Origin of the sequence: Pseudomonas sp. R4-35-07, assembly GCF_003852235.1 — a bacterium.
Classification (GTDB): Bacteria; Pseudomonadota; Gammaproteobacteria; order Pseudomonadales; family Pseudomonadaceae; genus Aquipseudomonas.
The window spans coordinates 2,009,391-2,022,444 of record NZ_CP027732.1 but is presented as its reverse complement, the minus strand read 5'-3'; the positions used below and the strand labels follow the sequence as shown (position 1 = coordinate 2,022,444).

Here is a 13,054-nt window from a genome sequence, read left to right as displayed (position 1 = left end):
GTCCTATTTGATGAAACGAACCCTGCTCGTCCTGGCCATGATGGCCCTGGCCGCCTGCAATACCCCCGCGCGCATCGTCGCGCCTGACGGCAAGACCGTCGAGGACGGCAAGCGCGCCCTCGACCAACTGGCCCAACTGCCGCCGGCGGTGGAACGCATCCGCATCGGCGATCAGTTGCGCATCGTGCGCGATGCCGGGGAAATGCCGACTCTGTCGGCGTTCAACGTCAGCACCATCTACGAGCTGACGCTGTACACGGTGCAAACCGACGGCAAGATCAACTACCCGTTCCTGGGCCCGATCCAGGTGGCCCGGCGCACCCCGTCCGAGGTTGCGAATGAGCTGAGCAGCAAGCTTGCGCCGGTGTATCGCGAGCCACGGGTGACGGTGAACATCAACCAGGCGCCGGGCAATTCGATCATCGTCGGCGGCGCGGTCAACAACCCGACCACGGTGCCGATCGCCTCGGCCAACACCCTGGAGCAAGCCATTGTCGGCGCCGGCGGGGTCAACCCGGCAGGCAATGCCAGCATGGTTGCGCTGCTGCGCGAAGATACCCAAGGCGTCTATCGCGCCTACTTCCTGGACTTCAGCCAATACCTCAAGACCGGGCCCAACGGGCGCAAACAAGTGCCCCTGCAACGCGGTGATGTGGTGTTCGTGCCCAAATCCAATGTGGGCGAGCGCATCCAGGGCGTGGATACCTACCTGAACCAGTTGATCCCATTCACCAAGTCGATCGGGGTTGGCTACAACTACACCCGAACCAGCGGCGGCAGTAACTAAAGGAGCGACATCCCATGATCGAGATCCGTTCTTTTCGCGATCTTCTGCGCCTGTTCTTCATCTTCCGGCACGAGTTCAAGCTGGCGGCCATCGCGGCGCTGGTGATCATTTTGCTGGGCGCCTTCCTGCTGCCCGCCAAGTTCGAATCCACCGCGCGCCTGCTGGTCAAGCCGGGGCGTGATTCGACGCTGCCGATCGAAATCAGCAACCGCCAGGCGCTGGTCATGCCCAGCACCCAGCGCGACCCGATTGTCGACGAGGAGCGCCTGCTGACCGGCCGCCCGATCGTACGCGCGGTGGCCGAGCATTACCTGGAAGTCATCGACAAAATGCCGCCGCCGGAAGGTGTCTGGAAGCGCACCAAGTACTACGTCAAAAACGCTATCGGCGCGGTGTTCGACGGCGTGCGCGTGGTGCTGGAAACCGTGGGCGTGATTGAGCAAACCACGCCGGTGGAACGCCTCGCCGCGAGCCTGGAGAAGAATTTCGAAGTCAGCCATGCGGCCGGGTCCACGGTGATGGACATCAGCTTCAAGTGGAGCGACCCCGAGATCGCCCAGGCGGTGGTCAAGAGTTGGGTCGAAACCTACATCAACGAACGCACCCAGGCCCTGGGGCGCAAGAGCCTGTATGCGTTCTATGAAGGTCAGGTGTCCAACAGCGCCACCGAGATCAAGAGCTACAAGCAGCAGATCCTGACTCACTTGAACCAGATCGGCGCGGCGAGCATCACCGATCGCCTGGAAGATTTGTCCGAGCGCATCAACGTGCTGCGCGGCGAAACCTTCAACACCACGCGCTTGATTGCCTCGTCGGACAGCGCCCTTGAGAGCACACGCACCCAGCTCAAGACCCAGCCCAAGGAAGTGACCACGGTTCGCCAGATTGCGCTGAACCCGCAGCAGCAGGATTTACGTCGCTTGCTTAACCAGAAGCTGCTGGAAAAAGCCGACATGATGCGCACCTACACCGATAACGCGCCGCCGGTCAAAGCCCTGGATGCGTCGATTCGGGCAATGCAGGCCCAGGTCGCCGGTGAAAGCAACACCGTACAAAGCTCGGAAAACCGCGCACCGAACACCCTGGAAATCCACTTGCAGCGCGTGCTGCTCGATGAGTCCAGCAACAACCTGGCGTTGCGCACACAACTGGTGCAGCAGCAAAAGCAACTGGTCAACCTCGAAGCGCAACGCAAGGAAGCTCTGGAGATTGAACCGGAGCTGGCGCGCCTGTCCCGTGAGCTGAGTGCCACCGAGCGTAACTATGCGCTGTACGTGGACAACCTGGAAAAATCACGCATCGACCGTGAACTGGACAACAGCCAGATCAGCAACATCGCGGTGATCGAGGAAGCGACCCTGAACCCAGGTCGCATCTTCCCCAAAACCCTGCTGATGCTGTTGCTGGCGATCCCGTTTGCCATTGTCGTCGGCCTGCTGGTGATTTACCTGTGCTACCTGCTTGACCAGCGCATTCACGATGGCGGCCTGGTGGAACGCAAATTCGGCCTGCCGCTGTGGACGACCCTGCCGGAGCTGGACACCAGCACCGCGCAAGGCACCAATGCGTTCAATGCGAGCATCTACCGGCTGTACGGTCTGCTGCAGTTGGACCGCGTCGCCGAACGCGGCCTGACCCTCGGGCTGACCTCGGCGCGCCACGGTGAAGGGGTGACCTTCGTGGTGGAGCAACTGCGCCAACTGCTCCAGGAAAACGGCATTACCGTGCGCGTCGGCGGGGCGGCGCCCGCAGCACCGGGCGAAGTGGTGCTGCTGGACGCCTCGGCGCTGCTGGACAACCGCGATGCGTTCGTCAACCTGCGGCGCGCTGACCTGATCGCGCTGGTGGTGGAAGCGCAGAAAAGCACGGTGCCGGTGGTGGAGCACGCGCTGTCGATCCTCAATACGGCGTTCGGCAAAGTCGATGGCATCATCATCAACCGGCGTAAATTCGAAGTGCCAGCCAAGGTGCTGCACAGCATCGCCAAATATCGGGGGGCGTTCTGATGCGCATTGCCCTGCTCGCACCTTTGCCACCGGAAAAGAATGGGATCGCCGACTACGCGAATCATTTCAAGACGGCATTGGAGCAGCTGGGCGTGACGGTGCTGACACCGTTGAGCGGCGTGGAAGGCACCAGCGCGGCGATCAAGCAGGCCGTCGCCGCGTTCGACTGGCACAGCGTGGACCTGGTCCACGCCGAGCTGGGCGGCGGGCGCCTGGGGGAGTTCCTGGCGTTGCGCGCGTTGCGCAGCGCCTACCCGAACCTGCCGCTGACGGCCACCGTGCATGACCCCGAGCGCATCGTATGGCGGCGCGAGCACCTGCCCTTCCCGCTCAACCTGCTGCAGCGCCTGCCCAGCCCATTGCCGCAGGCGGCGGTGGTGCTGGCAGACCCGTTGACCCTGCGCGAAGAACGCCATGTCGCCCGTGGCCTGACGAGGCTGATCACCCTCACTCGCCTGGGCGCCGACTGCCTCAGCCAGCGGATGCAATTGCCCGCCGGCAAAGTGGCGGTGATCCACCACGCCAACTTGGCGATTGCAGCCGTAGCGCTGCCGCCGCTGGACACGCTGCACCTGCTGTATTTCGGTTTTATCTACCGTGGCAAAGGCATTGAAGACCTGTTGCAGGCCCTGGCCGCCGTTTTCAAGCAAGCCCCCGAATTGCGTGACCGTGTGCGCCTGACCCTGGCCGGTGGCACCGCCGCCGAAATGGCGTTTGGCGCGGGCGGTAATTACCTGGAGCAGTTGAACCGCCAGATCGCCGACCTCGGCCTGGCGAGCTCCATTGATTGGCGGCTGAACCTGCCGGCCGACGAGATTGCGCAAACGATCCAAGCCCACCATGTGATGGTGCTGCCGTATCGCGAATCGAAAAAACTCGGCCTGCTCGGCCGTCAGCGCGGCACCAGTGGCGCGCTGTCCTGGGCCGCCGCGTGCGGGCGTGGGGCGATTACCTCGGATGCCCGGGCGTTTGCCGAGGAAGTCGCCAGCGGTAACGGCGCGATCTACCCCGAAGGCGATGTGGCCGCGCTGGGCGAGCAATTGTTGCGCCTGGCCCGCACGCCCACATTGGCCCAGGACTGGGCCGAACGCGCCGGCGCAATCGGCCGCGAACGCTTGTGGCCGCTGACGGCGCAGCGCTTCAAGCAGCTCTTCGAACAGGCGATCGCGGGTGCCCCGTATGACGCGTAAATGGACCTACTTCGCTACCCTTGCGCTGGTCGCGGCCCTGGGCCTGACTGCCTTTATCTGGGGGCGCCCGGCCGACGCCGAGAACCATGTGCTCAAGGGTAACAAGGTGGTGGTGTGGAAGGATTTCCTCGGGGTGAACGCGCAGTTCCTGTGGTTCAGCCCCGAGCGCTACCAGTTGCAGATCGACCGCCTCAAGGACCTGGGCCTGGAATGGGTGCGCCTGGATTTGCATTGGGACCGGCTGGAGCCAGCCGCCGACCAGTACCAAGTGGCGACCCTGGATGAGTTGGTGGCCAAGCTCAAGGACAACCAGCTCAAGTCGGTGTTTTACCTGGTCGGCTCGGCGCCCTTTATCACCACCGCGCCAGCGGGTGCGCCCTATCAGGACCAGTACCCGCCGCAGGACCCGAATGTATTTGCGATCCGCATGGCCCTGTTGGCCCAACGCTACCCCAGCGTCGACGCCTGGCAGGTGTGGAACGAACCGAACCTGCTGGGCTTCTGGCGCCCGGCGGCGGACCCGGCCGGTTATGCCAGGTTGCTGCGCACCACCGCCGCCGCACTGCGCGCCGTCGCCCCGAACAAACCGGTGGTGGCCGCCGGCATGGCGTTTTTCAGCGAAATGCCCAACGGGCAGACCATGCTCGACGCCCTCGACGCCCTCGGTGTGCCCAAGCTGAACACCGTGGTGTCCTACCACCCTTACACGCAACTGCCTGAGGGCAACGACCCGGCCAACCTCGACTTCGTGGCCAAGACCAGCGCGCTCAACCAGAAACTGCGCAGCAATGGCGTCAAGACCCTGTGGAGCACCGAGTGGGGCTGGTCGAACTACGTCGGGCCCAAGGAAGCGCAGGACATCATCACCCAGCAGGGCCAGGCCGATTATGTGATACGCCGCCTGGCGCTGATGAGCGCGCTGGATTTCGACAAGATCTTCCTGTTTACCTTGAGCGACCTCGACCAGCGCGCCAGCGTGCGCGACCGTGCCTACGGCCTGCTCGATATCGACGCCAAGCCCAAGCCGGTCTACACCGCGTTGAAGAATTTCCTCGACATCAGTGGGCCGCAGCTGACCCCCGGCGACCCGCCCACCGCCGACCAGTTGCCCGACGGCCTGTTCAGCATCGGCTGGACCCGCGCCGACGGGCGCAAACTGTGGTTTTTCTGGTCGGCCCGTGGCGGTAACGCGCACTTGCCCGGCCTCGCCAGCGCGACGCTGTATGACCCGTTGCGCGGCACACAGACACCGGTGAGCGGCACTAACGGGTTGACTGTCCCGGTCAAGTCGAACCTGCAAATTCTGTTATGGGATTGAAGCCCGCCATGCGCATTTTATGGATCCTGCCTTATTCGCCCTGGCCTGCCACCAGCGGCGGCAAGACGCGCCAGTTCCACCTGCTGCGCAGCCTGGCGGCGCGTGGGCACCGGATCACGTTGCTTTTGCATGACAAGCACCCGGTGTCGCTGAGCGATCGCCAAGTGCTGGAAGGCTTTCTCGAGCAGTTGATCATCCTGCCGCGTCGGCCACTGCGCAGCCTGAAAACCCTGCTGGCCGGGCTGTTTGCGCCCTACCCGCTGCTGGCCAGCGTGAATGGCCTGTCGGGGCAATTGGAGGACCGGTTCAACCAACTGCTCAACGAACATTGGGACGTGGTGCAGATCGAGCACACCTATACCTTCCAACCTTACGAAGATGCCCTGGCGCGCAAATCCCAACCCTTCGTGTTGACTGAACATAACGTTGAGTCGGCGCTCGGCGCAGCGACGTACGACCGTTTGCCGCGTTGGGCGCTGCCGTTCATTCGCTACGACCAATGGCGCTACACGCGCTGGGAGCGTCGCGTGATGCGCCAGGCCAGCCAAGTGGTGGCCGTCACCGACAGCGATGCGCGGGTGCTGGAAAACATCGCCGGCAAACCGGTGCCGGTGGTGGTCAACGGTGTTGATTGCGATCACTTCGCCGGCGCCCGCCCTGACCCCTCGACCCGTCGCGTGCTGTTCCTCGGCAACTATGAATACGCCCCCAATGTGGATGCCATCGAATGGGCCCTGGATGAAATCCTGCCGAAAGTCTGGGAGCGCTGCCCCGACGCGCGCATGAGCGTGTGCGGCTTCGGCATGCCCGACGGTTGGCGCGAGCGCTGGCCGGACCCGCGCATCGAGTGGCAGGGCTTTGTGCCAAACCTGTTGAACCTGCAATCGAGCTGTTCAGTGTTTCTCGCGCCGTTGCGCCATGGCGGCGGTTCCAAGCTCAAAGTGCTCGAAGCGTTGGCCGCCGGCCTGCCGCTGGCCAGTACCGAACAGGGCGTGTCGGGCCTGGACCTGGTCGAGGGCCTGGATTATCTGGGCGGGCAAACTGCTGTCGGCCTGGCCGACGCCGTGGTGCGCCTGCTGCACGCTCCCGAAGCCGCCGCGCCCATGGGTGAAGCCGGCCGCGCCTATGCGCGGCGAGCCCATGACTGGAGCGTTGCCGCCAGCCAACTGGAGCAAGTGTACGCCACCCTTTCGCCGCTCAATCAAAAGGAGCCCGCATGCGTGTAGGCCTGGATTACCGCACCGTCGGCACCTCACCGCAATCGGGCATCAGCCGCCAGGTGTATGCGCTGGAAAGCGCTCTGCGCAGCCTGCCGGACATCGAACTGGAGCGATTTACCGTCGCGCCCCTGGGCGATCAAACCCGCTTGCAGGCACACTGCCCGGCCTGGGGCTGCGCGAAAACGGCGATGCACCAGCCACAGAATCGCCTGCGTTTCGAAGCCGGTTTTTTACCCCGCGCGCTGCGCGAACAGCACATCGATCTGTACATCAGCACCTTCAATATGGGCCTGCCGTTACCGCCCAAGCCTCAAGGGTTGCGTACCGTGGTGCTGCTGCACGACCTGTTTCAGATCACCCTGGACAACTACCACGCCAGCCGCCTGAAGGCGCTGGTGTACAAGACCACCGATCGCCTGTCGATTGCCTACGCGGTGCGCAACGCCGACCGGGTGTGGACGCCTTCCCAGTACAGTGCCGACGAAACCGTGCGGTTGTTTCCAAAGGCGGCAGGCAAGGTTCGCGTCCTGCCCAATCAAGTGGAGGGTTTCAACGAACCGCCAGCGGACCTGTCCGCGCGCCAATTGCCCACAGGCTTCTGGCTGCTGGTCGGCACCCGTGAACTGCGCAAGAACGTGCCGTTCCTGGTGGATGCCTGGCAACAGGCGCGGCGCGACTCCCCCAGCGTGCCGGAACTGGTCCTGGTGGGCAGCCTTGAGCATTTGCCCGAAGCCCAGCGCCAACTGCCGGGGATTCATGCGTTGAGTGGCGTCTCCGACGCCGAGTTGCAGGCGCTGTACCGCCAGGCGTCACGTGTGTGGCAACCGTCCTACGCGGAAGGTTTTGGTTTGCCGGTGATTGAAGCGTTGAGCGTCGGCACCCCGGTCGCCGTGGCCAGCGGCACCTCGCTGGACGAAATCACCCCGCCGTCGGCACCGCGCTTTTCACCCACCGATGGCCCCGCGTTGGTCCAGTTGATGCTGAAGCTGGGTGAGCGCGCCGATGAAGCCACGCCCGAACACCACCGCCGATGGGCCGAACGCTTTAACCAACACGCCTATCGCCAGCGCCTGGCCGAACTGATCGAGGAACTGAAATGAGACTCTCCCTGGCAAGCCTCGTCGCGATCCTCTTCGGCGTGCTGTTCGGTGTGGTCGCCCTGGCGCTGTCACCGGCCAAGGCGTTTCTCGCCGTGATCGGCCTGGCGGCGGCCGTGACCATCCTGCGCTTTCCCTTCTGGGGCTTGCTGCTGTTCGCCCTGGTCGCGACCTTCATGCCCTACTCCACGCTTAATCTGGGCATCCGCAGTACGGTGAGCGAAGCCATTCTTGCGCTGACCTGGGGCGCGGTGCTGTGGCACGGCTTTCTGTCGCGCCTGCCGGACGCGCCGCGCCTGGCGCTTCGCCCCACCGACCAGATGCTGCTGTGGCTGATGCTGTTCAGCGTGTTCCCGTTTATCGTCGGCCAGGTCAGCATCCACGCCGAAAGCAGCGGCGTGGCCAACTGGCTGCGTTGGTTGCTGAACCTCTCGGGAGTATTTCTCACGGCCAAGCTGCTGGTGGACTACAAACACCGCGAAAGCCTGGTGATCGCCCTGCTGCTAGGCACCCTGGCGATGCTGGTGATGTCGATTGCGGTGTTCGTGCGCACACGCTCCGGGGCGGGGATTGCGCCGATCCTGGCACTGCTCAACTATGGCAACTTCGACACATTGAAATTCGGCCTGGAAGCCATGTCGTCACGCATGGGCTCGCCGTGGATGCACCCGAATGCCATTGGCGGAATCATGGCACTGCTGCTGCCGTTGGCGTTCTGCTACGGCATGACCGAACAAGGTTGGAAACGCGCACTGGGCCTGAGCGTGGCGTGCCTGGGTGCGGCGGCGTTGCTGTTGGCCAGTAGCCGCGGGGCGATGGTCAGCCTGGCGCTGGTGCTGATGTGGCTGGCCACGCGACGCGTGCCTTACACCGGACGTTTACTGATGATCGGCGCGGCGTTGACCGTGGCGTTGGTGATGGCTTATCCGCCGCTGCAGGAACGCCTGGCGACTATCTTCTCCTCAAGCAACGCCAGCACCGAGGTGCGTTTCGACGAATACCGCATGTTCCCGCAGGCCGTGGCGGCGTACCCGTTCGGCATCGGTTTCAAGGTCGACCCGCCGGTACCGGGCACGCACTTGCTGGGGATCTCCAACCTGTGGCTGAACTTCATCTACAAGACCGGCGTTGTCGGCATGCTGTTGTTTATCGCAGTCACCGTGCGCTGGTGGCGTGAAGCCCGGCCGGAAAAGGGCCCGATCCGCCTGACCAAGGACAACGCGCTGTGGCTGGGCAGCACCGCCGGGATTCTGTCAGCGCTGGTCAGCGGTTTGTTTGACCACTACTTCAGCTTTGCCGTGGTGATGGTCGCGCTGTTCTGGCTGATGGTGGGGATTAACGTGCTGGAGGCGCGGCGCTTGTTCCCGGCGCGCCTGCCCCAGGTCAAGGCGTTGGCGTTTCGCAAGCCGATGCTTGATGGCGCGCGGCCCTGATGCTGGGTTCTGCCGTATGGCTGACCGTGGCGACCCTGCTGGGCCTGTGCCTGGGGTTTGCGCGCGAGTGGTTGCTGGTGGCAGCCTGGGGCGCCGGGGAGCGCAGTGACGCGTTCCTGATCGCGCTGTTCTTGCCCGAGGCGCTGCGCATGTCACTGGCCGGCGGCGTGTTGAGCGCCGCCGCGTTGCCGCTGTATCTGCAACGAAAGGACAGCGAACGCCTGGACTGGCTGGCCGTATTGTTCCCGGCGTTGCTGTTGATTGCGCTGGTCACCAGCCTGCTGCTGATGCTATTGGCGCCTTGGCTGGTGCAACTGCTCGGCCCGGGGTTGGCGGCCAGCGCCACGGCCCTGGCCGGCAGCAATCTGCAGATCGTGGCGTGGTGCGTGCCGGGCCTGCTGCTGCATGCGCTGTTCAGTGTGCCCTTGCAGGCCAGCGAGCGCTTTGTGCTGGCGGGCTTGGGCTCGCTGCTGTTCAACCTGCCGCCGGTGGCGTACCTCGCCTTGGCAGGCACCGCCAGCCAGCCGCACAGCCTCGCGCTGGCGTGCTTGGTCGGCAGCGGCTTGATGCCGTTGGCGCTGCTGCCGTCGCTCTGGCGCCTGGGCTGGCGACCCTGGCGCGTGCAACTGTCGCTCGCGCCTTTGCGGGAGTTGGGCCAACGTATCGGCCCCTTGTTACTCAGCAATGGCGCCAGCCAGGGCCTGGCGTTGATCGAGCGCCTGGTGGCGTCGCTGCTGGGGGAAGGCGCGGTGACCTGGGTCAACCTGGCGCGCAAGCTGATGAACCTGCCCTTGATTGCGCTGATGAGCCTCAATCAAGTGCTGCTGGGCATGATGAGCCGACGCCAGGGCGATGAACGCCTGGCCCTGCTCAAGCGCGGCCTGGAAACCGCCAGCGTGCTGACCTTGCCGGCCGGCGTCGGCCTGGTGGCGGCGGCGCCGAGCCTGGTCGCGCTGCTGCTGCCCGCACAATCGGCAGACTCGCCACTGCCGCTGTTGCTCGCCTGGTTTGCCGTGCCGCTGGTATTCGGTGCCTGGAACGCCCTGCTCGCGCGCTACGCCTACGCCGCCGGCGACACGCGCCAGCCGCTGCGCTGCGAACTGCTCGGCAGCCTGGTCAATGTGTTGCTGCTGGGCGTATTGCCGTTTGCGTTTGGCCTGGCCGGCATTCCACTGGCGGCACTGGCGGGGGTGATCTGCACCGCGCTGCTGCTGATGCAGCGCCAGGCGTTGCTCGGCGCCCTGCCCTGGGCCCGGCAATGGCTGCTCAGTACGGTGCTGATGGGGCTGGCGGCGCTGGTGTTGTTTCGAATCGAAGACGTGTGGCTGCAAGTGGGGCTGAGCACCCTGGCAGGCGCCGTGGTGTTGCTGGGTATGGGGCTGTGGCTGACGCCGTGGCGCAAGGCGTGAATGATCGTTCGGGAAGACTCACATGAAGCATCGTTGGATTCAAATGGACATCGCCAAGGGCATTGGCATCCTGATTATCGTGTATGGCCACAGCTGGTTTGTCGCCACCTCGCTGGACTTGATGTACCCGATCCTGGCGTCGTTCGTACTGCCGTTGTTCTTCTTTTTGTCCGGGGTGTTCTTCAAGCCCGAGCAGCCATTCGTGGAGATGGCGGTGCGCAAGGCCGATGGTCTGCTCAAGCCGTTCTTCTTCACCATGCTGGTGTATGTGATCGTGCGCGATGTGCTGCGCGGGCAACCGTTGCTGGGGGATATCGGCGGCGTGCTGTACGCCTCCGTGGACACCATCCCGTGGCAGGCGTTGTGGTTCTTGCCGCACTTCTGGGTGGCGATCCTGTTCAGTTGGTTGATGCTGCGGCTGATTCAGCGCCTGAAGCTGCCGTTGCTGGCCGCTTGCCTGCTGATCGGCGCGCAACTGTTGCTCGGCATCTGGATGTTGAAGTGGTTCTGGCAAGTGCCGGTTACCCTCGGCGAACAAACATGGACGTTGCCCGGCCTGCCCTTCAGCCTCGACGTGACCCTGATCAGCAGCACCTATTTCATCTACGGCTACCTGCTGCGTGATTGGCTGCGCCGGCACGAAGGCTCGCTGCTGACCCTGCTGATTTCGCTGGTGCTGTTCGCCGCCGTGTTCCTCTACAGCCACGACACCATGGACCTGGCGCAACGTCGCTACGACCACTGGTTGTGGACCAGCCTGCTGGCGGTGATCGGTGTGTACCTGTGCTGGGCGCTGGCGCGGGTGTTGATGGTGTCGCCCCTGCTGACACGGGCGATGACCTACATCGGCCAATCCACCTTGATCCTGTTGATCTTCCACGGCGAGATCCAGCACAAGACCTTCGACCTGATGGAGCGCCTGGGTTTGCATCCGTTCATGGCCGCGTGCGTGGGTTTCGTGGTGGCGGTGGTGGTGCCGTTGCTGATCGGGGAAGTGATCAAGCGGGTGGCATTCCTGCGGTTTTTCTACTTTCCGTTTCCGGTGCGTAAAGCGCCAAAGCCTTGATTTCGCGTCTAACCACCGTGCAGCGGCTAGCCCTGATGTAGGAGCGAGCTTGCTCGCGAAAAACCCCCAGGCACCGCGCTCATTCTGGATAAACGTGGTGGCCCTGAGTTCTTCGCGAGCAAGCTCGCTCCTACAGGGTTATGTATTCAATCGTCGAGGGGTTGCGGCGCCGGCTTGCTGCCGGGTTTGACCGGTTTGGCGCCCTTGGCCGGTGCAGGTGCAACGGGCGCAGGTTCCGGCGCCGCCGCCGCTTCTTTCTCGGCCATCGGCATCTGGTCGATGGCACTGAAGAACTCTTTGAGATCAAGGCTATCGGGCGGCACGGTCTTCTCGAGTTTTTTCTCGCCATCCTTGCCAATCAGGATCACCTTGGTGCCGCTGCCGACACCGAGCTTGAGGGCGCGGATCAGTGCATTGGTTTCCGGCGGGGTGAGCTTTTTGCTGTCCTTGGGATCCTTGGCGAACTTCTCGCCCTCGGCGCCGATGCTGCCGAACTTCACGGTGTAGAACACCATGCTGCGTTCTTCGAAGGACTGCTTGGTGGCAGGCTCTTCCAGTTGTTTCCTGAGCGTGGCCAACGTCGGGTTACCCGCATCGAGTTCCACCACCACCAGAGGGCGGGTCTTGCCCAACTCCAGCTTGAGCGGATTATCATCAGCAGCCAACAACGGCCCCGTAAAAGCCATCAAGGTAGCCAGGGTCAGCGACCGGATGAGCATGCGCACCTCCTTTGAATTCCATGCAGGGTTCTTGAGTTTCATGTCTGCGACAGTCAAATTCAAGGATGATTCCTACGCCACATTGAGAAGCGTAGGTCAGGATGCCCGCGCCGCAAGGGATTGGCGGGCGGCGGGGCATTGTTTCTTCTGATTACGAGACCTGCCACTGCGGCCAATGCCGGGCGAACACGGGCGCCACGACCGGGTCGGCATCCACGCGCTCCAGGGCGTGGGCAAAGCCCGGCGCCAGGCTGCGGAGTACCTCGCGTCCCTCGTCCCAGCGCGACACCGCCGCCGCCATGATGCCCAGTGCATTAGGGATGTTGTCGGGCGTGAACAACTGGTCGGCAAACTGATCGGCGAACACCACCCAGGCCTGATGCAGATAACGCCGCGTGCCGGTGGTCAGTTGCGTTTGCAGGCTTTCACCGGCGTCGCCCAGCCAGCGTTGCGGATAGTCGATGATGCCGATGGCCGAATAGCAATTGGCCGCGATGTACAGCAGGCCGCGCAGGATCTGCGCGCGGTTGCCGGCCAGCAGGTTCGCGTCGGGAAACTCCAGGCCCAGGTGGATCAGGATGGCGGCGCTTTCGGTCAGCACCTGGCCATCGGGGGTGACCAGGGTGGGGATCTGTTTGAGCGGGTTGATGCGCGCGAGTGCTTCGCTGCCCTCGCCTTCATGCCAGGAGCTGGCATCCACGCGATGCCACGGTACGGCGCAGCGCTGCAGCGCAATCTCGATCATGCAGGAGCCGGATTCGTCGGTGCCATAGAGTGTGTACATGGGCGTTCCTCCTAAGCTTCAGGTG

At 63.8% G+C, this 13,054-nt stretch carries 11 protein-coding genes; 9 read left to right on the top strand and 2 right to left on the bottom strand.

Translation table 11 applies throughout. The annotated features are described in order from the left end of the window. The first annotated feature begins 10 nt into the window (after positions 1–10). Genes C4J89_RS09365 through C4J89_RS09325 form a run of 9 tightly spaced genes read left to right on the top strand, consistent with a single transcriptional unit; the run spans position 11 to position 11,526 of the window. Positions 11–787, top strand: coding sequence for a polysaccharide biosynthesis/export family protein (locus C4J89_RS09365; protein WP_124362084.1), 777 nt, complete (start codon positions 11–13; stop codon positions 785–787). Between the two features lie 14 nt (positions 788–801). Next, positions 802–2,793, top strand: a complete 1,992-nt coding sequence (locus C4J89_RS09360) for an exopolysaccharide transport family protein (RefSeq protein ID WP_124362083.1) — start codon at positions 802–804, stop codon at positions 2,791–2,793. Next, on the top strand, positions 2,793–3,983 hold the full coding sequence (locus C4J89_RS09355) for a glycosyltransferase (protein ID WP_124414311.1): 1,191 nt from the start codon (positions 2,793–2,795) through the stop codon (positions 3,981–3,983). The genes C4J89_RS09360 and C4J89_RS09355 overlap by 1 nt, the downstream gene beginning before the upstream one ends. Further along, positions 3,973–5,301 (top strand): cellulase family glycosylhydrolase, encoded by a 1,329-nt coding sequence (locus C4J89_RS09350; RefSeq protein ID WP_124414310.1) that lies wholly within the window; start codon positions 3,973–3,975, stop codon positions 5,299–5,301. The genes C4J89_RS09355 and C4J89_RS09350 overlap by 11 nt, the downstream gene beginning before the upstream one ends. 8 nt (positions 5,302–5,309) lie before the next feature. Further along, complete coding sequence (locus C4J89_RS09345; RefSeq protein WP_124414309.1) at positions 5,310–6,527, top strand: glycosyltransferase family 4 protein; 1,218 nt, start codon at positions 5,310–5,312, stop codon at positions 6,525–6,527. Further along, positions 6,518–7,621: a glycosyltransferase family 1 protein gene (locus C4J89_RS09340; RefSeq protein ID WP_124414308.1), complete on the top strand. Its 1,104-nt coding sequence runs from the start codon at positions 6,518–6,520 to the stop codon at positions 7,619–7,621. The genes C4J89_RS09345 and C4J89_RS09340 overlap by 10 nt, the downstream gene beginning before the upstream one ends. Continuing rightward, a complete protein-coding gene (locus C4J89_RS09335; RefSeq protein WP_124406788.1) occupies positions 7,618–9,051 on the top strand; it encodes an O-antigen ligase in 1,434 nt (477 codons plus the stop codon). The genes C4J89_RS09340 and C4J89_RS09335 overlap by 4 nt, the downstream gene beginning before the upstream one ends. Continuing rightward, the gene (gene murJ, locus C4J89_RS09330; protein WP_124362077.1) at positions 9,051–10,460 is read left to right on the top strand and encodes a murein biosynthesis integral membrane protein MurJ; all 1,410 of its coding nucleotides are present in this window, start codon (positions 9,051–9,053) and stop codon (positions 10,458–10,460) included. The genes C4J89_RS09335 and murJ overlap by 1 nt, the downstream gene beginning before the upstream one ends. A gap of 22 nt (positions 10,461–10,482) precedes the next feature. After that, positions 10,483–11,526, top strand: a complete 1,044-nt coding sequence (locus C4J89_RS09325; RefSeq protein WP_124414307.1) for an acyltransferase family protein — start codon at positions 10,483–10,485, stop codon at positions 11,524–11,526. Positions 11,527–11,672: 146 nt separating this feature from the next. On the opposite strand, the gene C4J89_RS09320 is transcribed toward C4J89_RS09325, so the two are convergent. Both C4J89_RS09320 and C4J89_RS09315 read right to left on the bottom strand, forming a co-directional pair. Then, positions 11,673–12,245 carry a DUF4174 domain-containing protein gene (locus tag C4J89_RS09320; protein WP_124414306.1) on the bottom strand — a complete coding sequence of 191 codons (573 nt, stop codon included), beginning with the start codon at positions 12,243–12,245 and terminating at the stop codon, positions 11,673–11,675. Positions 12,246–12,396: 151 nt separating this feature from the next. Then, entirely contained in the window at positions 12,397–13,029 is a 633-nt protein-coding gene (locus C4J89_RS09315) for a glutathione S-transferase N-terminal domain-containing protein (protein ID WP_124414305.1), read from the bottom strand. Between the last annotated feature and the right edge of the window lie 25 nt (positions 13,030–13,054).

Coding starts and splice junctions, on each gene's coding strand:
- C4J89_RS09315 (WP_124414305.1), bottom strand. CDS start 13,029: ATGTACACACTCTATGGCACCGACGAATCCGGCTCCTGCATGATCGAG.
- C4J89_RS09365 (WP_124362084.1), top strand. CDS start 11: ATGAAACGAACCCTGCTCGTCCTGGCCATGATGGCCCTGGCCGCCTGC.
- C4J89_RS09335 (WP_124406788.1), top strand. CDS start 7,618: ATGAGACTCTCCCTGGCAAGCCTCGTCGCGATCCTCTTCGGCGTGCTG.
- murJ (WP_124362077.1), top strand. CDS start 9,051: ATGCTGGGTTCTGCCGTATGGCTGACCGTGGCGACCCTGCTGGGCCTG.
- C4J89_RS09320 (WP_124414306.1), bottom strand. CDS start 12,245: ATGCTCATCCGGTCGCTGACCCTGGCTACCTTGATGGCTTTTACGGGG.
- C4J89_RS09350 (WP_124414310.1), top strand. CDS start 3,973: ATGACGCGTAAATGGACCTACTTCGCTACCCTTGCGCTGGTCGCGGCC.
- C4J89_RS09325 (WP_124414307.1), top strand. CDS start 10,483: ATGAAGCATCGTTGGATTCAAATGGACATCGCCAAGGGCATTGGCATC.
- C4J89_RS09360 (WP_124362083.1), top strand. CDS start 802: ATGATCGAGATCCGTTCTTTTCGCGATCTTCTGCGCCTGTTCTTCATC.
- C4J89_RS09340 (WP_124414308.1), top strand. CDS start 6,518: ATGCGTGTAGGCCTGGATTACCGCACCGTCGGCACCTCACCGCAATCG.
- C4J89_RS09355 (WP_124414311.1), top strand. CDS start 2,793: ATGCGCATTGCCCTGCTCGCACCTTTGCCACCGGAAAAGAATGGGATC.
- C4J89_RS09345 (WP_124414309.1), top strand. CDS start 5,310: ATGCGCATTTTATGGATCCTGCCTTATTCGCCCTGGCCTGCCACCAGC.